Source organism: Acidovorax sp. NPDC077693, assembly GCF_044542805.1.
Classification (GTDB): domain Bacteria; phylum Pseudomonadota; class Gammaproteobacteria; order Burkholderiales; family Burkholderiaceae_C; genus Acidovorax.
The window spans coordinates 181,028-203,753 of sequence record NZ_JBITVD010000003.1; the positions used below are offsets into that span (position 1 = coordinate 181,028).

A 22,726-nucleotide genomic window follows, 5' to 3' on the forward strand; every position below is an offset into this window, starting at 1 on the left:
GGCGGCCCTTGCGCGGGGGCGCTGGCTTTGGGCGCGCCAGTTTAGGGCGTCGTGGGTAGCGTGTGGCGCATTGAGTAACTGAATAAATGATGAACATGAAGGATCGGCTACACGTGACGACCATCGAAAAACCCTCCTTCGCTCTGGTTCCCCTGGCGGTGGCTTTGTTGCTGGCCGGCTGCGCCGGCACGCGCACGGTCTACCAGGCGCCTGGTGTCGACGTGCCTGCCGCTTGGGAGCAGCAGCAGGCCACCCCGTTCGCCACGACGCAACTGCCCGACCGGTGGTGGCGCCAGTTCGACGACCCGGCGCTGAGCCAGGTGGTCGAATCCGCACTGGCGCGCAACAACGACCTGGCTGCCGCCGCGCTGCGCGTGCGCCAGGCGCAGCTGCAGGCGGGCATCACCGCCGCGGGGCTGGGCCCCACCGTCGCGGGGCGCCTGTCCAGCGGCGCGTCGCGCCGGCTGGACGGGGGCGACAACGCCGCGTCCCGCAGCAGCGGGGCATCGCTCTCGGTCAGCTATGAGGTGGACCTGTGGGGCCGCGTGGCCAGCACGCGGGACGCGGCCGAGTGGACCGCCCGCGCCACTGCCCAAGACCGCGAGGCCGCCGCCCAGGCCCTGGCTGGCACGGCTGCGGGGCTGTACTGGCAACTGGCCCAACTGAACCAGCGCGTGGCCAGCGGCGGCGACAGCCTGGCCTATGCCCTGCGCACGCAGGAACTCGTGCGCGCGCAGTACGACGCGGGATCGGTCTCGGCGGTGGAGCTGCGCGAGGCCGAGCAGACGGTGGCCGGCCAGCGCGCTGCCCTGGCCCAGCTGGAGCAGCAGCGTGTGGAAACCCGCAACGCCATCGCCGTGCTGATGAATGCGCCGCCCGGTGCCGCCACCCTGGCCGAGGTCCTGCCGGCCGAGCCCCAGCGTCTGCCCGATACCGCCTTGCCGGCCGTGGCGGCCGGGGCCCCCGCCGAGCTGCTGGCCCGCCGCCCCGACCTGCGCGCCGCCGAGGCCCGCTTGCGCAATGTGCTCGCCAGCGGCGACGCCACGCGCGCCAGCTACTACCCGGGCCTCAGCCTCACGGGCGATCTGGGCACGTCGAGCACCTCGCTGCTGCGCCTGCTCTCCAACCCCGTGGCCACCCTGGGCGCAGGGCTGAGCCTGCCCTTCCTGCGCGCGCAGGAGATGAGGCTCTCGGGCCAACTGGCAGCGGCACAGTACGAAGAGTCGGTCACCAACTTCCGCCAGACCCTGCACACGGCGTTGGCGGACGTGGAAAACGCCCTCTCGGCCCGCACCCAGCTGCTGCGCCAGGGCGAACAGCTGGCCCTGCAACTGGCCGCCGCGCGCGAGGCCGAGCGCCTGTGCGAGGTGCGTTACCGGGCGGGTTCCACCGGCCTGCGCACCTGGCTGGACGCGCAGGAGCGGCGCCGCGCGGCAGACCTCGCGGTGCAGGACAACCGGCTGGCGCAGATGAATGCGCTCGCGACGGTGTACCGGGTGCTGGGAGGTGGCGTGGAGAGCGCCGTGCGCTCACCGGGATGATGCGAGCGGCAGGCGACCGGGACGCCGGCAGGCGGGCTCGCCCGGGGCATCCGGTCAGGGATGGGTGGAATGGTCATGGCCCGCCGTCTGCTGGTTCCATCCGAGGGCAGAAGGGCCAGGCGCCGTGCCCAGTGTTCAGTGCGAAGCGAGGTACTCGCGGACCTTGTCGGCCGAGCGCCCCACGGCGGCCACCGCATCGCGCAATTGCACCTCCGTCACTCCCAGGCTGTGGGTCCAGCTGCGGACTTCATACGGCTCGCTGAGGTTGATGAATTGGCGGTCCAGCGCCGTCTTGTTCTTGTCGTCGCTCATGGAGGCTCCTAAGATGAAGCCTCTGAAAGTAGCATCGGCGCCTGGAACGACCTGTAGGACAAGAGTGCTTCGGTGTGGCAAACGGCCCGTGCTGTCGCTTGGCGGACAGGGGCGCGCACATTGTTCGGCAGGGTGCGCCTCAGGCGCGGCCTGAAGGCGCATCGGGTCCGCTTGGGTTACGGCGCGCAAAAAAGGGCCCGCGTGAGCGGGCCCAAAGACGCTTCATCTACCGGTGCCTGATCACCGGCAATTTCATCCTAGTCAAGCCGTGCAGGGCGCTCCGGTAGGACTAGGACCACTCGCCTTGCGGTCAGTTGGCCTGTGGGGCCTTCTCTTGGGGTGTGTTTTGGGCTGTGTTTGGGGGCGTCTTCGCGCCCCTTGCAGTCAGTCAGTCAGTCAGTCAGCGCTGGCTCTGCAGCGCTGCCCCGCCGCACGAACCGCCCTGCCCGCGCACCCGTGGCGCGCTGCCGCGCGGTGTAGCTCAACACGCCATTGACCCACACGCGCTCGATGCCTTCGCTGAACTGCTGGGGGTGCTCGAACGTGGCGATGTCCTTCACGCGTGCCGGGTCGAACACCACCACGTCGGCCGTGTGGCCCGCCTGCAGCACGCCGCGCGCGCCCAGCCGGAAGCGCCGGGCCGACAGGCCGGTCATCTTGTGCACGGCTTCTTCCAGCTGCAGCAAACCCTTCTCGCGCCAGTAGCAGGCCAGCACGCGCGGAAACGCGCCCCACAGCCTGGGGTGCGGCCGCTCGTCGTGCGGCAGGCCGTCGGAGCCGATCATGGACAGCGGGTGCGCGATGACGCGCTCCACATCGTCCTCGCGCATCTGGAAGTAGCACGCCCCGCCGGGCTTGAGCCGCACAGCCGCCTCCTGCTGCGACACGCCCCACTCGCGCGCGATGTCGGCCAGGTAGCGCCCGCCCATCTCCGGGTGCGGCTGGCTGCCGGTGATGAGGATGTCGATGATGCCGTCCACCAGGTCTTCGCGCAGCACCGTGGAGCCGGCGGTGTAGGGGTATACGTCCATGCCGATCTCCTGGCCTCGGGCCAGCTCCTCCAGCAGCGGCAGTGTCTCGCGGGTGCGGCCCCAGTTGGCCGGGCCCGCGCATTTGTGGTGCGATATCACAAGGGGCAGGCCGGACTGCCGGGCCGTCAGCGCGGCCTCCTGCAACGCCGGCAGGATGCCTGCCAGTTCGTCGCGCACATGGGTGGCGTAGACACCGCCATTGCGTGCGGCCACGCTGGCCACCGCCACGAGTTCGTCCTGGTCGGCCGCGTAGGCCTCGCTGTAGAAGATGCCGGACGACAGCCCCAGCGCACCGGCGTCCATGGCCTCCTGCATGTCGGTGGCCATGGCCGCGCGCTCGGCCGGCGAGGCCGCCTGGCGCAAGTCCGCCAGATGCCGCATGCGCAATGCCGTGTGGCCCATCAGCGCCGCCACGTTCACCGCGGGCTGGGCCGCGTTCACGGCATCGGCGTAGCTGGCCATGCTCGCATGCCGGAACTGCAGGCGGCCCAGCAGCGACAGGGGCGCGGACGGCGCCTCGGTCACCACGGGCGCGAGCGAGATGCCGCAGTTGCCCACGATCACCGTCGTGATGCCCTGCGACAGCTTGGGCAGCATGGCCGGGCCGTCCAGCACGGCCGCGTCGTCGTGGGTATGCACATCGATGAAGCCGGGGGCTATCACCAGGCCGGTGCAGTCGATTTCTTCGGGCGTGCCGGCGGCGGCCAGATCGGCCGGTGCGATCTGGCCCGGCGCCGCGATGGCCAGGATGCGGTCGCCGTGCAGCAGCAGGTCACCCTGCCAGCCGGCCGCGCCGGTGCCGTCCACGATCAGGCCATTCTTGAGCAGCGTTGCGGGCGCCATGTCACTCCTCCCGCGCCGACAGCTTGTACGCGCCACCTTCCAGCGCCCCCGCGTACTCCGCGCTGTCGAAGCCGTGCTTGTGCAGCAGCTGCTTGAACTGCTGCAGCCCCCGTGCGGCCACGGGGCCGAGCTTCTGGGCCAGGCGCACCATCAGGATCTCGATGACGACCAGGTGCGCCAGGTACGCCTCGGTGCCCACGCGCATCACCGCGTCCTGCGGCACGGACACGGCCAGCACCAGGTCGGCCGCCTCGGCCAGCGGGGTGCCCGGCTGGGTCAGGGCCACCACGGTGGCGCCCTGCGAGCGGGCGAAGCGCGCGGCCTCCAGCGTGTAGGGCATGCGGCCCACGTGCGAGATCACGAAGGCCACGCCGTCGGGCCCCAGCGTGCTGGCCGAGACCAGCTGCTGGTGCGCATCGAAGATCGCGTTGGCCGTGCAGCCCAGGCGGAACAGCCGGCTTTGCAGCTCGCTGGCCATGAAGGTCGACGCGGCGCCCACCGAATAGCAGTCGATGCGGCGCGCCGCAGCGAGCCGCTCGGCCACCTGGTCGAGCACCTGGGCATCAAGGTTGCGGCCCAGCTCGGTCAGCGAGGACACGGCCGCGTGCACGATCTTGCTGGCCACGTCGTGCGCGCTGTCGTCGGCCAGCACGCTGCGGTGCAGGTGCGAGCCGGACACGGCCAGGTCCTGCGCCAGCGCCACCATGAACTCGCGCACCGAGTCATGCCCGAAGCTGCGGCAGGTGCGCACGATGGTGGGCATGGAGACGCCCGCCTGCTGGGCCAGTTGCTCCACCGTGGCGACTACGGCGGCGCGGGGGTCTTCCAGCACCACGCGCACCACGCTGCGCTGCGCCTCGGGCAGGTCGGGCTGGCGCTCGCGCAACTGCTGCAGCAAGCTTTGGGATGTGTGTGTGATGGCCATGCTCAAAAACGGGTGCTGATGGCGCCGGTCACTGCCCAGTCGTCCTCGACGAGGGGCAGCCAGCGCCATTTGTCAAAAGTGGTGCAGGGGTGGGAGATGCCCAGCGCCACGCGGTCGCCCACGGCGGGCGGGCTGCCCGCGGGGTCGAAGCGCAGGTAGGCGTGCTGGTCGTTCAGCGCGCTCACGGTCCAGCCCTGCGGCACATCGCCCGCAGTGCGCTGGCCCCGCGGCGCCCAGCGCACGGGCACCGGCATCTCCAGGTCGTAGGACACATCGCGCCGCCCGCAGGTCAGCAGCGCCAGGCCCGGCTCGGGCACGGACTGCACCATGGCCCATACCTCCAGTGCGGGGCGCAGCGATGCGTCCAGGCCCTCGCGCTGCTCTACGTGGCGCAGGAAGCGCATGTAGTTGCCGTGGTCGTGCGTGATGTAGCAGCCCGAGCGCAGCACGCCCTCCACCGGACGCGACAGGCCCTGCGTGCGCAGCAGCGGCACCACCAGGTCGAACACGGCGGAGCCGCCGGCCGTCAGCAGCACGGTGGGGTCGGCGAACAGGCCGTGGGCATCGCATTGGCGCGCCACCTCGGTCACGCGGCGTACCAGGGCAGTGACTTCGCGCGCATCGTGCTCGCTGTCGCACCGGGCCACGCCGCCTTCGTAGCACTCGATGCCGCCCAGTTGCGCGGCGGGTGAGCGGGCGATGGCCTGGGCTAGCGCCAGCGCTTCTTCCAGCGTCCGGCAGCCGGTGCGCTGGCCGGGGATGCCGATCTCCAGCAGCGTGTCGAAGCGGCGGGCCACCTGCCCCGCGGCCTGGCGGCGCGCGGCCCAGTCCTCGATCAGCTGCAATTGCGCCAGCGAGTCCACCAGGAACCACACGCGCAGGCCCGCATGCCGCTGCAGCAGCGCCTGCAGTCCGTCCAGGTCGGCATCGCACACCACCTGGTTGGCAATGATGGCCCGGCGCGCGCCAGCCTCCACGCCCACCGAGAGCTGGTAGATGGTGGCGAACGTCAGGCCCCAGGCGCCGGCCGCGAGCTGCTGGCGAAACAGCTCGGGCGACATGGTGGTCTTGCCATGCGGTGCCAGTGCCACGCCCTTGCGCGCCGCGAAGTCCTGCATCCAGGCCAGGTTGTGGGCCAGCGCAGAGCGCCGTATGACGGCCAGCGGGTAGGCCAGGTCGTCCGCCAGCAGGTTCCAGCCCCTGGCGGCCAGGTCGGACGCGCGGCAGGGCGCAGCGGTTTGCGGAAAGCTCTTGCTGCGGTGGTCGAGGATGAATTCGTCGGTCATGGGGAAATGGGGTGGTGCGCTGTTTTCCAGCAGGCATGCAGATGGCCCGGCTGCACCTCGCGCAGCAGCATATCGGTGCTGGCGCAGCGCTCTTCGGCCAGGGGGCAGCGGGTGCGGAACACGCAGCCCGAGGGTGGGTGGGCGGGGCTGGGCAGGTCGCCCTGCAGCAGCGGGATGCTACGCCGCTGCGCCGGGTCGGGGATGGGCGCGGCCGCCAGCAGCGCGCGCGTATAGGGGTGCTGGGGGTGGGCGTACAGCGCCTCGGTGGGGGCGATCTCCATCACGCGGCCCAGGTACAGCACCACCACGCGGTCGCACAGGTATTCCACCACGTCGAGGTCGTGCGAGATGAACAGCAGGGTCAGGCCCAACTGCTCCTTGAGCTCGCCCAGCAGGTTCACCACCTGGGCCTGGATGGACACGTCCAGCGCCGACAGGGGTTCGTCCGCCACGATGAAATTCGGCTCCACGGCCAGGGCGCGGGCGATGCCGATGCGCTGGCGCTGGCCGCCGGAAAACTCGTGCGGAAAGCGGTCCGCATGCTCGGGCCGCAGGCCCACCTGCTGCAGCAGCTCGTGGATGCGCGGCAGGCGTGCGCGGCCCTTGGCCAGGCCGTGGGTGTCCAGCGCTTCGGCCAGCACCTCGCGGATGCGCATGCGCGGGTTGAGGCTGGCGTACGGGTCCTGAAAAATGATCTGGATCTTGGAGCGCAGCGGGCGGTATTGCCCCTGCGAGAGCGCCGCCAGGTCCTGCGCGGCGCCCGCGCCGTGGTACAGCATCTGCCCGCCGGTCGGGTCCACCAGGCGCGTCAGCAGCCGGCCGATGGTGCTCTTGCCCGAGCCCGATTCGCCCACCAGGCCCAGGGTCTCGCCCTGGCGGATGGTGAAGCTCACATCGTCCACCGCGCGCACCGGGTGGGCGCCGCTGCCAAAGTACTTGCGCAGGTGCTGGATCTCCAGCAGCGGGGCCTCCGCAAGGCTGCCTGTGGGCAATGCCATGGGTTGTTGCAGCACGGCGCTCATGCGGTCACCTCGCGGTGGATGCAGCGCACCATGCGGCGCGCGCCGGTGGCTTCCAGCGGCGGCATCTGCGCGTCGCAGGCGGCCAGCTTGCGGGCGCAGCGTGGTGCAAAGGCACAGCCCGGGGGCGGGGCCAGCGGGCTCGACACCTGGCCCGGTATGGCCACCAGCTTGCGGCGCCCGGGGGCGGCCGCTGCGCCGCCCTGCTGCCGTGCCACACCGGGCAGGCAGGCCAGCAGGCCGCGCGTGTAGGGGTGCTCGGGCCGCGCGAACAGGTCGTGCACGCGGGCCGATTCGACGATGCGGCCGGCGTACATCACCGCCACGGCGTCGGCGTACTGCGCCACCACGCCCAGGTTGTGCGTGACGAACAGCATGCTCATGCCCGTCTCCTTTTGCAGACGGCCCATCAGCGCGAGGATCTGCGCCTGAATGGTCACATCGAGCGCCGTGGTGGGCTCGTCGGCGATCAGCAGCGTGGGGTTGCAGGCCATGGCCAGTGCGATCATCACGCGCTGGCGCATGCCGCCCGAGAGCTGGTGCGGGTACTCGTTCACGCGCTGGGCGGCGGCCGGTATCTCCACCAGCTCCAGCATGCGCCGGGCGTGGGCATGCGCGGTGCGGCGGTCCATCTTCAGGTGCAGGCGGGCGGACTCGGCGATCTGCTCGCCCACCGTGAGCACCGGGTTCAGGCTGGTCATGGGCTCCTGGAAGATCATGGCCAGCTCGTTGCCGCGCAGTGCGCGCTTGTCGGCCTCTTTCAGGGCCAGCAGGTCCACGCGGCGGCCGTCGCGCTGCACGAACCAGGCCTGGCCGCTGACCTCGGCCTGCGAGGTGCGCGCATGCAGGCCCATCAGCGACAGGCTGGTGACGGACTTGCCCGAGCCGGACTCGCCCACCAGTGCCAGCGTCTCGCCGGGGTGGATGGTGAACGACACGTCGGCCACGCTCTGGATGCGGCCTCCGTCGGTGGCGAACGAGGTCGAGAGGCCCTGCACTTCCAGGCGGGCCGCGGCGGGGTCGGTCAAAGGTGCGGCACTCATACGGTCTTCTTCAGTTTGGGGTCGAGCAGGTCGCGCACGCCGTCGCCCAGCATCTGCAGCGACAGCGCGGTGAGAACGATGGCGATGCCGGGCGCGAAGATGGTCCAGAACGCCTTGTCCGCATAGTCCAGGCTGCCGGCGATCATGGTGCCCCAGGTGGGGATGTCGGGCGGCACGCCCACGCCCAGGAAGGACAGCCCGGCCTCGGCCAGGATGGCGTAGGCGAAGATGAAGGTCACCTGCACCAGGATGGGCGACATCAGGTTGGGCAGGATGTGCTTGAGCAATATCTTGGGCGTGCGCACGCCCAGGGCGCGCGCTGCGTCCACGAACAGCAGCTCGCGCAGCACCAGCGTGGTGGCGCGCACCACGCGGGCCACGCGCGGCGTGTAGACGATGACGAGGGCGAGCATCACGTTCCACAGCGATACCCCCAGGATGGACACCAGCGCGATGCCCAGCAGGATGTCGGGGAAGGACATCATCGCGTCCACCACCCGCATCAGCGGCGCATCCAGCCGCCGGAAGAACCCCGCGAACATGCCCAGCAGCGTACCCAGCAGCACGGCGCCTGCCGCCGTCACGAAGCCGATGAGCAGCGAGTAGCGCGCGCCGTGCACGATGCGCAGCATCACGTCGCGCCCCAGCTCGTCGGTGCCCGCCCAGTGCGTGGCCGATGGCGCGCGCAGCCGCTCGCTGATGGACAGCGCATTGGGGTCGGCGTCCGACAGGGCGGGATACACAGCGGCGATGCCCACCACCAGCGCCAGCGCGATGGCCGAGGCCAGCACCACCTTGCGTGCGAACAGCCGGCGCAGCACGGCCGCGAAGCGCTGCCAGGAAGAAGGGGAGGAGGGCGAAGATGCCGAAGAGACGTGGCCGTTCATGGTGCCTCCAGCCGGATGCGCGGGTCCACCAGCGTGTAGATGAAGTCGATGGCGAGGTTGATGAACACGTAGATGGCCGCGATGACCAGTAGCGTGCCCTGGATGACCGGGTAGTCGCGCCGCAGCACCGCCCGCACCACCAGGTTGCCCACGCCGGGCAGGTTGAACACGGTCTCGGTCACCACGGTGCCGCCGATCATCAGCGCCATGGTCAGGCCCAGCACAGTGACGATGGGCACGAGCGCATTGCGCAGCACGTGCTTGACCATGATGGTGCCCTCGTCCAGCCCCTTGGCGCGTGCGGTGCGCACATAGTCTTCGCCCAGGATGTCGAGCATGGATGCGCGGGTGAAGCGGATGATCAGCGCCGAGTTGAGCAGGCCCAGCACCAGCGCGGGCAGCAGCAGGTGCGACAGCCGCTCGCCCAGCGTGGCGCTGGGGTCGCCATAGCCCGATGCCGGAAACCACCCCAGCTTGACCGCGAACAGCTGGATGAGGATCAGGCCCAGCCAGAAGCTGGGCACGCTCGCGCCCAGCATGGCCACGCCGCTCACGGCCTGGTCGGCCGCGCTGCCGCGCCAGATGGCGGCCGCCATGCCACACGGAATGCCCACCAGCGCCGCGATGCCCACGGCGAACAGCGCGAGGAACAGCGTGGGCTCGGCCCGCTCCAGCAGCGCCTGCGCCACGGGCCGCTGCAGGAAGAGCGACTGCCCCAGGTTGCCCTGCAGCAGCTCGCCCACCCACAGCACGAACTGCGTGGGCAAGGGCTTGTCCAGCCCGTACTGGGCGCGCGCCTGCGCAATGTCGGCGGCAGTAGCCTGGTCGCCCAGCAGCAGCGCCACCGGGTCGCCCGAGGCCAGCCGCGTGAGGCAGAACACCAGCACCGCCACCAGCGCCAGTACCACCGCCGCCCCACCCAGCCGCTTCAATAGAAATCGCATGCTTGCTTGTCTCTTAAAAAGTCCCCACTCGCACCACACCCCGGTCCAAGCCAGTGCCACCGTGGAACCGGCTTTGCCGGGCCACCGGAGGCGCCCCCTCGGGGGAGGCGCCGCAGGCGCTTCGGGGGGTTACTTCATCCATGTGTTCCAGAAGAACGGCCAGACCGCCGGCGTGTAGCCCGACAGCTTGGCCGAGCGCGCCGACAGGCCGTTGAACTTGCCCACCTCGATGAACGGCACCTCGTCGTACACCACCTGCTGCACCTTGCCCCACAGCGCGCCCCGCTTGGCCGGATCGGTCTCCTGGTTGAACGCGGCCAGGGTCGACTTCTTGGCGTCGGACTCCCACCAGCCCGGTGCGCCGTCGCCCAGTTGGGGTGGCGACAGCATGGGCTCGGGGAACAGGCCCGAATGCGTGAAGTACACGTCCCACAGCTTGGCGTCGTTGCGGCGCTGCACCAGGGTGGCCCAGTCCACCACCTGCAGGTCGGTCTTGAAGCCTGCCTTCTTGAGCTGCTCGGACATCACCAGCGCCATGTTGTAGTGGAACTCGTACTGCCGGCTGGCCATGATGCGCACCGGCTGGCTGTTGTTGTAGCCCGCCTTGGCGGCCAGCTCCTTGGCGGCCTGGGGGTTGCGCTCGTTGTACAGCTTGGCGCCCGCGTCCGAGTAGTAGGGCGTGCCCTTGGGGAAGAAGTTGGGCTCCACCATGAAGAAGCGGTTGTCGCCAAAGCCTGCGGCCATCAGCTCACCCGTGCCCACCGCGGTCTGCACCGCGCGGCGCAGGGGCTGCGATGCCAGCACACCTTCCTTGGTGTTGAACACGATGTACGGAAAGCCGAAGTTCTTGGTGACGATGGGCACCACGGCCGGCGCGCCTTTTTCCACGCGGCCGATGGCTTCCACCGGCAGCAGGTCGGCATAGTGGAACTGGCCGGACAAAGCGCCTTCGACCCGGGTGTTGGCGCTGGGCACGGGCACGAAGCGCAGCTCATCGAGCAGCGCTTCGCGGCGGCCCGCGTAGCCGCTGGGCGCTTCCTTGCGGGCCGCGTAGTCGTCAAAGCGCACCAGCACGGTGAACTGGTCCGGCCGGCGTTCCTTGAACTTGTAGGGCCCGGTGCCGATGAATTCCTTGAGCTGCGGCGCGATGCTTTCCTTGGCCAGGATGGCCGCCATGCCGCTGGGCAGCGCCAGCTGGGCCAGCAGCGGCGCATAGGGGTTCTTGAGCTTGAGCTCCACGCCGTGCGTGCCCTTGGCGGCCAGTGATGCCACTTCCTTGCCCACGGCCTTGCCCCGCGGCGAGAGCTCCATCCAGCGCTGCAGCGAGGCCACCACGTCCTCGGCCGTCATCTCGCGGCCGTTGTGGAACTTCACGCCCTTGCGCAGGGCGATGGTGTAGGTGAGGCCGTCCTTGGAGACGGTGGGCATGCCCTCGGCCAGCATGGGCGCAATGCTCCAGTTGGCGTCGAAGGTGTACAGCGGCTCGTACACGTGCTGCATGATGGTGCCCACCAGGTCGGCGGTGCTCACCATCGGGTCCAGGCCCTGGGGCTCGCCCACCATGGCCAGGTTGGCGGCGCCGCCCTTGGCCGGTGCAGGGGCCGCCTGGGTCCAGCCGGTGCCAGTACCCATTCCCCACAGCGCGGCCACTGCCAGCGCACCCAGCAGCCCGCGCCGCGCGGCCTGGTGGCGCAGCGTCAGCCAGGGTCGCACCACATTGGTTCCAGAAGTTTGCATCGTGCACCTCTAAGTAATAGGATTACATTGATAAGCACTTTCGATGCCAGAAATCCGCTCGATTTGTGCTTGTTAGGCGTTTTGTATGTAATATCTTTACTCAAAGGAGCACTTTCAATGCCAGTAGAAACCCTCGGTCAGTCCCCGCTTGCCTCCGACCGGCAGGCCCGTCCGCTGTCCCCCGCCACGCGCGCCGGGGACTTCGTTTTTGTGTCGGGCCAGGTGCCCACCGATGACCAGGGCCAGGTCATCACCGGGGGCATCGAGGCGCAGACGCGCCAGGTGTTCCTGCGCCTCACGCAGGCGCTGGCGCTGGCCGACTGCACGCTGGCCGACGTGGCCAAGGTCAGCGTGTGGCTGGCCGACGCGCGCGACTTCGGCAGCTTCAACCGCGTGTACATGGAGTGTTTTGGCGAGCACCGGCCCGCGCGCTCCACGGTGGAGTCGCGGCTCATGATCGACGCCAAGGTGGAGATCGACGTCACGGCGTACAAGCCGCGCGGCTGAGCACGGCGTGCGCATGCCGGCGGCCCGCGGCGCCGGCTGGGCTGCTACATCACGCGGATGCCCAGCTCGCTGACCAGCGCGGCCGCCTGGTCGGTGGAGAGGATCGCGCCCTTGAAGGATTGCGCCAGCTGGGCCAGCCGCAGCCCGCCCAGGTCCACCGACCGCAGGTCGGCGCCGTCGAAGCGGGCGTTCTTGAGGTGGGCATCGCGCAGGCTGCCGCCTTCGAACACCGCATCGCGGAAGTCGCAGCCCGACACGTCGGCGTCGGACATGTCCAGTTGTTCGATGGTCTGCTTGCGAAACGAAATACCCCGCAGGTCCGCGCCTACCAGCAGCGTGTCGTGAAAGCTCAGGCCCAGCGTCTGCGCTTCATGGAACTGCGCGCCGGTCAGCTTGACCTCGGCGAACAAGGCCGACGCCAGCGTGGCCTTGGTCCAGAGCGTGTTGTTCAGGTCGCAGTGGTGAAAGCGCGCGTCGGTCAGGTGCGCCAGATGAAAGCTTGCCTGCCGCGCCCTGCAGCCCAGCCACCGCGTGTCGCTCAGTTGGGCGCGTGCCAGCGAGGTCTCGGCCAGGCTGCAGCCTGTGAACTGCGCGCCCTGCAATGCCAGGCCCGAGAGGTCGGCGCCGTCGAAGTCGCAGTGCTCGAAGTGCAGGCGCTGCGCCGGGGTGTCCGCCAGCATCACCAGCAGGTCGGCGCGGGTGATCTGCTGCTCTTGCACGAGGACCGTACCGCTGGTGCCGGTGAGTGGGGTGGATGCTGTGTTCATGGAACGGGGCTGTAGTGGTGGCTGGGCAGTGGCGTGGGCGGTGCAACGAGCGAGCGTCAATGCCCCGTGGTCTTGGAAAACAGGTTCACCACCACCACGCCGGCCACGATGAGCCCCAGCCCGGCAATGGCGGGCGCGTCCAGCCGCTGGCCGTAGTAGAGCCAGCCCACGGTCGAGATCAACACGATGCCCACCGCCGACCAGATGGCGTAGGCAATGCCGATGGGCAGGGTCTTGAGCGTGAGCGACAGCAAGTAGAAGGACACTGCGTAGCACACGGCGGTGACCGCGCTGGGAACCAGCCGTGTGAAGCCGTCGGACGCCTTCAGCGCGCTGGTGCCCAGCACTTCGGCCACGATGGCCAGACCCAGCAGGGCGTAGCTGGTGGTGGTGGCGGTCCACTGGATCATGGTGCGGGTCCGTTGCAAAGCTGGAGAAGCGGCCGATTCTAGGAACGCCCGCCGCACTGCGGGGCCAAGCCCTTGCATCTGTGCGGGGCCTCTGCGGCGCGGCTTGCCAGCGGCCGGGATCTGTGTGCACGCGGCGCTGTGCGGGGCGCGCTTCCACCGCCGCAGCGCGACCCGTGGTCTGGCGCGCCCGGCGCGACCCGCGCACCCGGCGCAGATGGCCGCTAGGCGGCGTGCTGCAGCATCAGGTCCAGGTTCTGCACGGCAGCGCCCGACGCGCCCTTGCCGAGGTTGTCGAACACCGCGCTCAGCAGCACCTGGCCGTGCTGCGGATTGGCAAACACGGAGAGCCGCAACTGGTTGGTGCCGTTGAGCACCTGGGGGTCCAGGTGCTGCGCTGCCTGCGCATCCTGTAGCGACACCACCTCGACATGCGCCGCGCCGTCGTAGTGCTGCTGCAGGCAGGCGTGCAACCGGTCGGCAGTCACGCCCGCGGGCAGTTGCCGCAGCAGCAAAGGAATGGTCAGCACGATGCCCTGGCGGAACGAGCCGTAGGCCGGCAGGAAGAAAGGCCGCTGCGTGAGGCCCGCGTGCTGTTGGATCTCTGGCGTGTGCTTGTGGGCCAGCCCCAGGCCGTACACCTGGAACGCGGGGGCTTGCGACGCGCCCGCGCCTTCGTGCTCATCCACCCGCGCGCGGCCGCCGCCCGAGTAGCCCGACACGGCATGGATGGCCAGCGGATGGTCCGCAGGCACCAGGCCTGCCTGCACCAGCGGCAGCAGCAGCGCGATGGCGCCCGTGGGGTAGCAGCCGGGGTTGGTCACGCGGTGTGCCGTGGCGATGCGGGCGGACTGCGCGGCGCTCATTTCAGGCAAGCCGTAGACCCAGTCCGCATCGGTGCGGTGGGCCGAGCTGGCGTCGATCACGCGCACGGCGGGGTTCACCACGGACGCCGCCGCTTCGCGCGCAGGCCCGTCGGGCAGGCACAGCACGGCGATGTCGCAGGCATTGATCGCTTCTGCGCGGCGCGCAGGGTTCTTGCGGTCGGCCTCGGGCAGCGTGAGCAGGCGCAGGTCGCTGCGGCCGTGCAGGCGTTCGTGGATCTGCAGGCCGGTCGTGCCCTGATCGCCGTCGATGAAAACCAAGGGTGCGCTCATGCGGTGCTCCTGATGAATGGAATGGCTGAAGAAAAATGAAGGAATGACGAATCTTCGGCCGCGCCCTAGAATTTGAAAAGTTGAATTTCACAAACATCAACATCAGATTTACTGAACGTCATGCGCGAACTCAACCTCGACCGGCTGCGCACGCTGGTCACCATCGCAGACCTGGGCTCGTTCGCCGAAGCTGCGCGGGTGCTGCACCTGGCGGCGCCCACGGTGAGCCTGCACATCGCCGACCTGGAGGCGCTGTTCGGCGCGCCGCTGCTGGTGCGCAAGCGCGGCGAGGTCACCCCCTCGGGCGTGGGCGACGCGCTGATCGAGCGCGCGCGACGCCTGCTGGCCGATGCGGACGAGGCGCTCGATGTGGTGCAGCGCCAGGTGCAGGGGCTCGCGGGCCGCGTGCGGCTGGGGGCCTCCACCGGTGCCATTGCCCACCTGCTGCCCCAGGCGCTGGAGGTGCTGGGGCAGAACCACCCTGGCATCGACGTGCAGGTGGCCGTGCTCACCACGCAGGACACCATGGCGCGCCTGGCCGGCGGGTCGCTGGATGTGGGCCTGGTGGCGTTGCCCCAGGCCACCGTGCAGGGCGTGAAGGTGCAGCCCTGGCGGCGCGATCCGGTGATGGCGTTCGTGCCGTCGGCCTGGCCTGTGCCACAGCGTGTCACGCCGAAGTGGCTGGCGGGGCAGCCGCTCATCCTCAACGATGTGGGCACCAGCCTGTCGCGGCTGACGGCGGAATGGTTTGCGCTGGCGGGCGCGCACCCCAAGGCGCGCATCCAGCTCAACTACAACGACGCCATCAAGAGCCTGGTGGCCGCAGGCTACGGCGCCACGCTGCTGCCGCACGAGGCCACATCCTCCACGCCGCTCGACCCGCGCATCCGCATGCTGCCGCTGCGCCCCGCGCTGTGGCGGCCGCTGGGCATCGCCCACCGCGCAGGCCCAGTGGAGCGCGCCACGCAGCACGTACTGGATGTGCTGTGGCAGCAGCGCCAGGCCTGAAGGCGGCCCAACAGGGGCGCGCGGTGTGTGAGCGGCCCACGTCCATGGCTTGGGAGCGAGGGGAAGGAGTGGGGCAGGCAGCGACGTTTCGGATGCGCCAAAGCCTGATTTTGATCAAAAAATGCCTCTACCGCGCACCTGGCAAGCGCGACAAGCTATCAATTTGATAGTGCATGCAGCCAGCCACTCCCTGCATGACCGCGCAGCCTCCACCTGAGCAGTCGATCAGGCCGCGGCGTGCGGCCCCAGCGCACTCAGCACCATGCGCACGATCAGTTCCTCGGCATTGTTGTAGTCGCGCTCGGTGAGCGCGGGCTTGCCCAGCAGCAGGGCGAACTGCGCCTCCTGTTCCGCATAGGCCTGCGTGACCGACCAGATGATGAACATCAGGTGCGTGAAGTTGACCTTGGCGATGCGGCCCTCGCGCGCCCAGCGTTCGAAGGTGCGCACTTCGGTCTTGAGCAGCGGGCCCACGCGCTCTGCGATGGCGGTGCCATAGCGTGGTGCACCGGCAATCACCTCTTTGGTGAACACCTTGGCACCCTGGGGGCGCATGCGCGAGTACTGCAGCTTGGCGCGGATGTAGCGGCGCAGGGCCTGCTGGGGGTCATCGCTGTGCGACAGGGCCTCCATGCCTTCGAGCCACTGGGTGAGCACGTCGTCGAGCACGCGCTGGTACAGCGCCTCCTTGCTCGGAAAGTAATACAGCAGGTTGTGGCGGCTGATGCCGATGGCCGCGGCAATGCTCTCGAGCGACGCGCCCTCGAAGCCGAACTGCGCGAAGTGGTTCTCTGCCTCGGCCAGGATGCCCTGCTCCTTGCGCAGGCGCGAAGCCTTGGGGGCGCGGGGGCCGGTGTCGTCGGCGGTTGTGGCCACCGCAGCGGCGGGTGCGCGGGGGCGTTTGGCAGGGCGGGGGGCGGGGGCAGCCGGGGACTGGCGGGCGTCGGTCATTGCACCATTGTGGAACAAGCCGGGGCCTGGAAACTGGCATTTGGCTGGCATGGCGTTTGCTCTAGGGATTTTACCAATTGGTAAATTTTTACAGGTTGGTAAATTGGCCCACAACGCAGGGCACCGCGGCACACCAAGCCGTGGGCACCTGCACCCCCACAGCGAGGACCACGATGAAACCTCCGAAGTCTGCGGGCGCAAGCACCCACGCTGGCGCCGCATCGGCTGGCCGCCGCCGCTCCGGCAGCGGCGCGCGCCACCTGCACCGGGCGCCCGCGCCCACCCCGGCCGAACCAGCGAGCAAGGGCCCGGCCTGCACAACCACCCCGCACCTTTCGGAGGACATCTGATGGACACACCCGCAAGCCGTGCCTGCGGCATTCATGCCGCACGCCTGAACCTGGCCGACTACGCCGTCAACTTCAGCGACGCCCACCCGCCGTTGACCCGGCCGCAGGCCCTCATCGAGGCGGAGCGCTGCTACTACTGCCACGACGCGCCGTGCGCCACCGCCTGCCCCACGGGCATCGACATCCCGTCCTTCATCCACCGCATCGCGCAGGACAACAACCGGGGCGCGGCGCGCGCCATCCTGGAGGCCAATCCGCTCGGCGGCATGTGCGCCCGGGTCTGCCCCACCGAGGTGCTGTGCGAACAGGCCTGCGTGCGCAACACCAACGAGGACAAGCCGGTGGAGATCGGCGCGCTGCAGCGCTACGCGACCGACGCCTTCTTCGCCAACCCCGGCGCGCCCATGTTCCAGCGCGCCGCGCCCACCGGCCGCCGCGTTGCCGTCGTGGGTGCGGGGCCTGCGGGCCTGGCCTGCGCCCACGGGCTGGCGCTGCGCGGGCACGACGTGGTGCTGTTCGACGCGCGCCCCAAGCTGGGCGGGCTCAATGAATACGGCCTGGCGAGCTACAAGACCACGGACAACTTCGCGCAGAAGGAGGTGGAGTGGCTGCTGTCGGTGGGTGGCATCGAGGTGCGCACCAGCCAGCAGCTGGGCCGCGACATCACGCTCGACGGCCTGCTGGCCAGCCACGATGCGGTCTTCCTGGGCATGGGGCTGCAGGGCGTGAATGCGCTGGGCGTGGCCGAGCCTGCGGCGGCCGGAGTGCAGGGCTTGAGTAGCGCCGTCGACTTCATCGCCGAGCTGCGCCAGAGCAGCGACCTGTCCACCCTGCCCGTGGGCCGGCGCGTGGTGGTGATCGGTGGCGGCATGACGGCGGTGGACGCCGCCGTGCAGTCCCGCAAGCTGGGCGCCGAAGAGGTGACCATTGTCTACCGCCGGGGAGCCGACGCCATGTCTGCGTCGAAGGTAGAGCAGCAATGGGCGCAGACGAACGGCGTGACCATTCGCCACTGGGCGGCACCACAAGAAGTCTTGTGCGAGGGCGGCGCCGTGACCGGCGTGCGCTTTGCGGCCACGGCGCTCGATGCGGCGGGCAAGCTGGTGAACACCGGCGAGACCTTCACGCTCGCGGCGGACATGGTGCTCAAGGCCATCGGCCAGACCTACGTGGCGGAGCCCGCTGGCAAGGCGATGGCGCTGGAGGGCGGACGCATCGCCACCGACGCCGCAGGCCGCACCAGCCTGGCGAGGGTCTGGGCGGGCGGCGACTGCCGGGCTGGCGGGCGCGACCTGACGGTCGAGGCCGTGGAGCACGGCAAGCTGGCGGCCATCTCCATCCATGAAGCGATGAGCGTGCCGGTGGCGCTCGTGGCCTGACGGCATCGTCGGCACATCCTGACCGCACAACCTGACTGCAATTGACGGGAGCACATCCATGGCAGACATCCGCAGCAATTTCCTGGGCATCCAGAGCCCCAACCCCTTCTGGCTGGCCTCCGCCCCCCCGACCGACAAGGAGATCAACGTCACTCGCGCCTTCGAGGCGGGCTGGGGCGGCGTGGTCTGGAAGACGCTGGGCGAGGACCCGGCGGTCGTCAACGTGAACGGGCCACGCTACTCCACGCTCCTGTCCCAGGACCGCCGCGTGATCGGGCTGAACAACATCGAGCTCATCACCGACCGGCCGCTGCACACCAACCTGGAGGAGATCAAGCGCGTCAAGCGCAACTGGCCCGACCGGGCCATGATCGTCTCGCTCATGGTGCCCTGCGAGGAGCAGAGCTGGAAGAGCATTTTGCCCCTGGTGGAAGACACCGGCGCCGACGGCATCGAGCTCAACTTCGGCTGCCCCCACGGCATGAGCGAACGCGGCATGGGCGCGGCCGTGGGCCAGGTGCCCGAGTACATCCAGATGGTGACAGCCTGGTGCAAGCACTACAGCCGCCTGCCCGTGATCGTGAAGCTCACGCCGAACATCACCGATGTGCGTCACCCCGCGCGGGCGGCCAAGGCGGGCGGGGCGGATGCGGTGTCGCTCATCAACACCATCAACTCCGTCATGGGCGTGGACCTGGACCGCATGGTCATGAGCCCCAGCACCGACGGCTGGGGGTCGCACGGCGGCTACTGCGGCCCGGCCGTCAAGCCCATCGCGCTCAACATGGTGGCCGAGATCGCGCGCGACGCGCAGACCGCGGGCCTGCCCATCAGTGGCATCGGCGGCATCACCACCTGGCGCGATGCGGCCGAATACATCGCGCTGGGCTGCGGCACGGTGCAGGTGTGCACGGCGGCCATGGTGTACGGCTTCAAGATCGTGCAGGACATGTGCGACGGGCTGTCCAACTTCATGGACGAGCACGGCTACGCCACGCTCGACGACTTCAAGGGCCAGGCCGTACCCACGGTGCGGGACTGGAAGAACCTGAACCTCAACCACATCGAAAAGGCCGTGATCAACCAGGATGCCTGCATCCAGTGCGGCCGCTGCCATGTGGTGTGCGAAGACACCTCGCACCAGGCCATCACTTTCACCAAGGACGGCGGCGTGCGCAAGTTCGAGATCAACGAGGCCGAGTGCGTGGGCTGCAACCTGTGCGTGTCGATCTGCCCCGTGCCCGAGTGCATCACCATGCGCGCCCTGGAGCCCGGCGAGGTGGATGCGCGCACCGGCAAGCCGGTGACCGGCGAATACGCCAACTGGACCACGCACCCGAACAACCCCCAGCGGGTGGCGGCGGCAGCGTGATGGACCGCTTTCCGTGTGCATTCGCCACAGGGCCTGCAGAGCAGTCCCTGTGCGTTGGCAGGGTGTTGACGGGGCTCGCATGCTGCACTGCATCTGGTGCATTTTTTGCGTAGCCCTCAACATCGCTGGCATCCCCTTGGCCCGCCATCTGCCAGCGTGAGAACGCCGGACCAGGCAGCGGGTTGTGTTCCACCCCCACGACGTCTTTGACAGGAGTACAGGCATGACCAACAGTACCGGCAGCGCTGCCCATGTGGCAGGGCACCTGCCCGGCGGAGCATCCAATTCGCTCGCCAATGAAGATCTGCTCCCCACCACCGCGGCGCAGCGGCACTGGACCTGGAAAGACTTCGCCGCGCTCTGGGTGGGCATGGTGGTGTGCGTGCCCACGTACACCATGGCCAGCTCCATGCTCGACCAGGGCTTCACCTGGCAGATGGCGGTGTGGCTCGTGTTCCTGGCCAACTGCATCGTGCTGATACCGATGGTGCTCATCGGCCGGGTGGGGCCCAAGTACGGCGTGCCGTTCCCGGTGCTTGCGCGTGCGTCGTTCGGCGTGAAGGGGGCCAACCTGCCGGCCGTGCTGCGCGGCCTGGTGGCGTGCGGCTGGTTCTCCATCAACTGCTACTTCGGTGCGCTGGCGCTCCACGGCTTCCTGAACATCGTGGGCATGAACCTCGCGGGGCCCGCCCAGGGCGAGACCATCAGCACCTCGCAGTTCATGTGCTTCCTCGCGTTCTGGGCCGTGCACATCTACTTCATCTGGAAGGGGCCGGAGTCCATCCGCCTTCTGGAGGTCATCGCCGCGCCGCTGATGATCGGCGCGTCGATCCTGTTCGTGGTGGTGCTTTTGATGAAGGTGCCGTCGGGCCAGCTCTTCAACCTGCCCGCCAAGGTGGTGGAAGGCGGGCCCAAGACCTGGGCGGCCCTCACGGGGCTGGTGGGCTTCTGGGCCACGCTCGCGCTCAACATCCCGGACTTCACGCGCTTTGCCAAATCGCAGAAGGACCAGGTCATGGGCCAGGCCATCGGACTGCCGCTGCCCATGGCGCTGTTCTCCATGGTGGGCGTCATCGGCTTTTCGGCATCGGCCATCCTGTATGGCAAGGCGCAGCTGTTCCCTGATGGCCTGCTGACCCAGATGGGCAGCGTGGCGGCGGGCCTGGGCCTGCTGGTGATCCTGCTGGCCAACCTGACGACCAACGTGGCCGCCAACCTGGTGTCGCCGTCGTACGACTTCAGCCAGATCGCACCGTCCAAGATCAGCTTTCGCATGGGCGGCGTCATCGCCGCGCTGATCGGGCTGGTGTTCATGCCCTGGAAGATCCTCGCCACATCGGGCGGCTATCTCTTCACCTGGCTGGGCGGCTACGGCACGCTGCTGGGCGCCATTGCCGGCATCCTGCTGGTGGACTACTACCTGGTGCGCAAGAGCGTGCTGAAAGTGGACGACCTGTACCGGCGCGGCGGCGACTACGAGTACAGCAACGGCTGGAACCTGCACGCACTCATCGCCTTCGCCCTGGGCGTGCTGCCCTGTCTGCCGGGCTACCTGGCGGTGTCCGGCGTGGTGGACAAGGCGGGCATGCCTGCCATCTGGCTCACGCTGTTCGACTCGGGCTGGTTCTTCAGCCTGGCCGTGGCCGGCACCTACTACTACCTGACCGCCAAGAAGAAGTGACCTGGGGCCCCGCCCGGCCGTGGTGCCGGTGCCGGGCCTGCTTTTTTTGATCTGCATCCCTGAAGGAGATCTCCATGACCCAAGCCCTTCTGATCCGCGGTGGAACCGTGGTCAACGCCGACCGTGAACAACAGGCCGATGTCCTCTGCGTCGATGGCCGCATCGTGGCCGTGGGCGAGGGTGCGGCGGCGCAGGCCCCGGCCGGCGCGCAGACGCTGGACGCCAGCGGCCAGTACGTGCTGCCCGGCGGGATCGACCCGCACACGCACATGCAGCTGCCCTTCATGGGCACGGTCACCATGGACGACTTCTTCACCGGCACGGCGGCAGCGCTGGCGGGCGGCACCACGAGCATCATCGACTTCGTGATTCCCGACCCGCAGGAGCCCATCCTGGAGGCCTACCGCAAGTGGCGCGGCTGGGCCGAGAAATCGGCGGCCGACTACTCCTTCCACGTCGCCATCACCTGGTGGAGCGAGCAGGTGCGCGCCGACATGGGCACGCTGGTGCACGAGGAGGGCGTGAACAGCTTCAAGCACTTCATGGCCTACAAGAACGCCATCATGTGCGACGACGAAACCCTGGTGAACAGCTTCAAGCGCGCGCTGGAGCTGGGCGCCATGCCCACGGTGCATGCCGAGAACGGCGAGCTGGTGTACCTGCTGCAGCAGGAGGTCGCCAAGATGGGCTTCACCGGCCCCGAGGGCCACCCGCTGTCGCGCCCGCCCATGGTCGAGGCCGAGGCCGCCAACCGCGCCATCGCGATTGCCGACGTGCTGGGCGTGCCCATCTACGTGGTGCACGTGAGCTGCATGGAGTCGGCCGACGCGATCGCCCGCGCCCGCGCGCGCGGCCAGCGCGTGTACGGCGAGGTGCTGGCCGGGCACCTGCTGGTGGACGAGAGCGTCTACCGCGACCCCGACTTCGCCAAGGCCGCCGCGTATGTGATGAGCCCGCCGTTTCGCCCCAAGGTGCACCAGGAGGCGCTGTGGCGCGGCCTGCAGTCCGGCCAGCTGCACACCACCGCCACCGACCACTGCACCTTCTGCGCCGCGCAAAAAGCCATGGGCCAGGAGAACTTCGCCAAGATCCCCAACGGCACCGGCGGCGTCGAAGAGCGCATGGCCGCCATCTGGGACGGCGGCGTCAACACCGGCCGCCTCACGCCCAGCGAGTTCGTGGCCATCACCTCGGCCAACGCGGCCAAGCTGTTCAACATCTATCCGCGCAAGGGCTTCATCGGCGAGGGCGCCGACGCCGACCTCGTGCTGTGGGACCCCGAGGGCACCAAGACCTTCTCGGCCAAGACGCAGTTCAGCAAGGGCGACTTCAACATCTTCGAGGGCCGCACCGTGCGCGGCATTCCCACCCACACCGTGAGCCAGGGCCGCGTGGTGTTTGCCAACGGCGACCTGCGTGCGGAGTCGGGTACGGGCCGCTACATCAAGCGCCCCGCGTTCGGCCCCAACTTCCACGCCGTGCAAAAGCGTGCGCAGGAGCTTGCGCCCACGGCAGTGGCGCGCGGCTGATGCGGGCGCTATGGAAGCATTACATCCGGCTTTGCACTTTCACCGCCCGT

20 protein-coding genes are annotated in these 22,726 nt (G+C 69.1%); 7 read left to right on the forward strand and 13 right to left on the reverse strand.

Annotation, left to right across the window (positions count from 1 at the left end):
* Positions 1 to 113 precede the first annotated feature (113 nt).
* Positions 114 to 1,541 (forward strand): efflux transporter outer membrane subunit, encoded by a 1,428-nt coding sequence (locus ACIGHN_RS04790; RefSeq protein ID WP_396503465.1) that lies wholly within the window; start codon positions 114 to 116, stop codon positions 1,539 to 1,541.
* A 135-nt stretch (positions 1,542 to 1,676) separates the two neighbouring features.
* On the opposite strand, the gene ACIGHN_RS04795 is transcribed toward ACIGHN_RS04790, so the two are convergent.
* The 9 genes from ACIGHN_RS04795 to ACIGHN_RS04835 form a co-directional block, all read right to left on the reverse strand.
* On the reverse strand, positions 1,677 to 1,853 hold the full coding sequence (locus tag ACIGHN_RS04795; RefSeq protein ID WP_082485896.1) for a DUF3606 domain-containing protein: 177 nt from the start codon (positions 1,851 to 1,853) through the stop codon (positions 1,677 to 1,679).
* A 392-nt stretch (positions 1,854 to 2,245) separates the two neighbouring features.
* On the reverse strand, positions 2,246 to 3,727 hold the full coding sequence (locus ACIGHN_RS04800) for an amidohydrolase family protein (RefSeq protein WP_396503466.1): 1,482 nt from the start codon (positions 3,725 to 3,727) through the stop codon (positions 2,246 to 2,248).
* A gap of 1 nt (position 3,728) precedes the next feature.
* Positions 3,729 to 4,652: a MurR/RpiR family transcriptional regulator gene (locus tag ACIGHN_RS04805; RefSeq protein ID WP_396503467.1), complete on the reverse strand. Its 924-nt coding sequence runs from the start codon at positions 4,650 to 4,652 to the stop codon at positions 3,729 to 3,731.
* Positions 4,653 to 4,654: 2 nt separating this feature from the next.
* Positions 4,655 to 5,938 (reverse strand): amino acid deaminase, encoded by a 1,284-nt coding sequence (locus tag ACIGHN_RS04810; protein WP_396503468.1) that lies wholly within the window; start codon positions 5,936 to 5,938, stop codon positions 4,655 to 4,657.
* Positions 5,935 to 6,960, reverse strand: a complete 1,026-nt coding sequence (locus ACIGHN_RS04815) for an ABC transporter ATP-binding protein (RefSeq protein ID WP_396503469.1) — start codon at positions 6,958 to 6,960, stop codon at positions 5,935 to 5,937. Before ACIGHN_RS04815 ends, ACIGHN_RS04810 begins: the two co-directional genes overlap by 4 nt.
* Positions 6,957 to 8,000 (reverse strand): ABC transporter ATP-binding protein, encoded by a 1,044-nt coding sequence (locus tag ACIGHN_RS04820; protein WP_396503470.1) that lies wholly within the window; start codon positions 7,998 to 8,000, stop codon positions 6,957 to 6,959. The genes ACIGHN_RS04815 and ACIGHN_RS04820 overlap by 4 nt, the downstream gene beginning before the upstream one ends.
* Entirely contained in the window at positions 7,997 to 8,887 is an 891-nt protein-coding gene (locus tag ACIGHN_RS04825; RefSeq protein WP_156372212.1) for an ABC transporter permease, read from the reverse strand. The genes ACIGHN_RS04820 and ACIGHN_RS04825 overlap by 4 nt, the downstream gene beginning before the upstream one ends.
* Positions 8,884 to 9,831 (reverse strand): ABC transporter permease, encoded by a 948-nt coding sequence (locus tag ACIGHN_RS04830; protein WP_056415237.1) that lies wholly within the window; start codon positions 9,829 to 9,831, stop codon positions 8,884 to 8,886. The genes ACIGHN_RS04825 and ACIGHN_RS04830 overlap by 4 nt, the downstream gene beginning before the upstream one ends.
* Positions 9,832 to 9,960: 129 nt before the next feature.
* Positions 9,961 to 11,568 (reverse strand): ABC transporter substrate-binding protein, encoded by a 1,608-nt coding sequence (locus ACIGHN_RS04835; RefSeq protein ID WP_396503471.1) that lies wholly within the window; start codon positions 11,566 to 11,568, stop codon positions 9,961 to 9,963.
* A 117-nt stretch (positions 11,569 to 11,685) separates the two neighbouring features.
* Between ACIGHN_RS04835 and ACIGHN_RS04840 the strand changes: the two genes are divergently transcribed.
* Positions 11,686 to 12,075: a RidA family protein gene (locus tag ACIGHN_RS04840; RefSeq protein WP_056173325.1), complete on the forward strand. Its 390-nt coding sequence runs from the start codon at positions 11,686 to 11,688 to the stop codon at positions 12,073 to 12,075.
* Between the two features lie 44 nt (positions 12,076 to 12,119).
* Here the strand turns inward: ACIGHN_RS04840 and ACIGHN_RS04845 are convergent, their stop codons facing one another.
* The 3 genes from ACIGHN_RS04845 to argC form a co-directional block, all read right to left on the reverse strand.
* Positions 12,120 to 12,842, reverse strand: coding sequence for a pentapeptide repeat-containing protein (locus ACIGHN_RS04845; RefSeq protein WP_396503472.1), 723 nt, complete (start codon positions 12,840 to 12,842; stop codon positions 12,120 to 12,122).
* A 56-nt stretch (positions 12,843 to 12,898) separates the two neighbouring features.
* Positions 12,899 to 13,252, reverse strand: coding sequence for an SMR family transporter (locus ACIGHN_RS04850; RefSeq protein ID WP_396503473.1), 354 nt, complete (start codon positions 13,250 to 13,252; stop codon positions 12,899 to 12,901).
* Positions 13,253 to 13,473: 221 nt separating this feature from the next.
* Positions 13,474 to 14,406, reverse strand: a complete 933-nt coding sequence (gene argC / locus ACIGHN_RS04855; protein WP_396503474.1) for an N-acetyl-gamma-glutamyl-phosphate reductase — start codon at positions 14,404 to 14,406, stop codon at positions 13,474 to 13,476.
* Positions 14,407 to 14,526: 120 nt separating this feature from the next.
* On the opposite strand from argC, the gene ACIGHN_RS04860 reads away from it, so the two are divergent.
* Entirely contained in the window at positions 14,527 to 15,414 is an 888-nt protein-coding gene (locus tag ACIGHN_RS04860) for a LysR family transcriptional regulator (protein WP_396503475.1), read from the forward strand.
* 225 nt (positions 15,415 to 15,639) lie between these two features.
* Here ACIGHN_RS04860 and ACIGHN_RS04865 read toward each other — a convergent pair whose 3' ends face one another.
* On the reverse strand, positions 15,640 to 16,365 hold the full coding sequence (locus tag ACIGHN_RS04865; RefSeq protein ID WP_396503476.1) for a TetR/AcrR family transcriptional regulator: 726 nt from the start codon (positions 16,363 to 16,365) through the stop codon (positions 15,640 to 15,642).
* A 349-nt stretch (positions 16,366 to 16,714) separates the two neighbouring features.
* Between ACIGHN_RS04865 and ACIGHN_RS04870 the strand changes: the two genes are divergently transcribed.
* The 4 genes from ACIGHN_RS04870 to hydA all read left to right on the forward strand — a co-directional run bounded on the left by ACIGHN_RS04870 (position 16,715) and on the right by hydA (position 22,676).
* Positions 16,715 to 18,094: an NAD(P)-dependent oxidoreductase gene (locus ACIGHN_RS04870; RefSeq protein ID WP_396503477.1), complete on the forward strand. Its 1,380-nt coding sequence runs from the start codon at positions 16,715 to 16,717 to the stop codon at positions 18,092 to 18,094.
* Between the two features lie 58 nt (positions 18,095 to 18,152).
* On the forward strand, positions 18,153 to 19,466 hold the full coding sequence (gene preA, locus ACIGHN_RS04875) for an NAD-dependent dihydropyrimidine dehydrogenase subunit PreA (protein ID WP_396503478.1): 1,314 nt from the start codon (positions 18,153 to 18,155) through the stop codon (positions 19,464 to 19,466).
* Between the two features lie 223 nt (positions 19,467 to 19,689).
* The gene (locus ACIGHN_RS04880) at positions 19,690 to 21,147 is read left to right on the forward strand and encodes an NCS1 family nucleobase:cation symporter-1 (protein ID WP_396503479.1); all 1,458 of its coding nucleotides are present in this window, start codon (positions 19,690 to 19,692) and stop codon (positions 21,145 to 21,147) included.
* Positions 21,148 to 21,221: 74 nt separating this feature from the next.
* Positions 21,222 to 22,676 carry a dihydropyrimidinase gene (gene hydA / locus ACIGHN_RS04885; RefSeq protein WP_396503480.1) on the forward strand — a complete coding sequence of 485 codons (1,455 nt, stop codon included), beginning with the start codon at positions 21,222 to 21,224 and terminating at the stop codon, positions 22,674 to 22,676.
* The last annotated feature ends 50 nt before the right edge of the window (positions 22,677 to 22,726 follow it).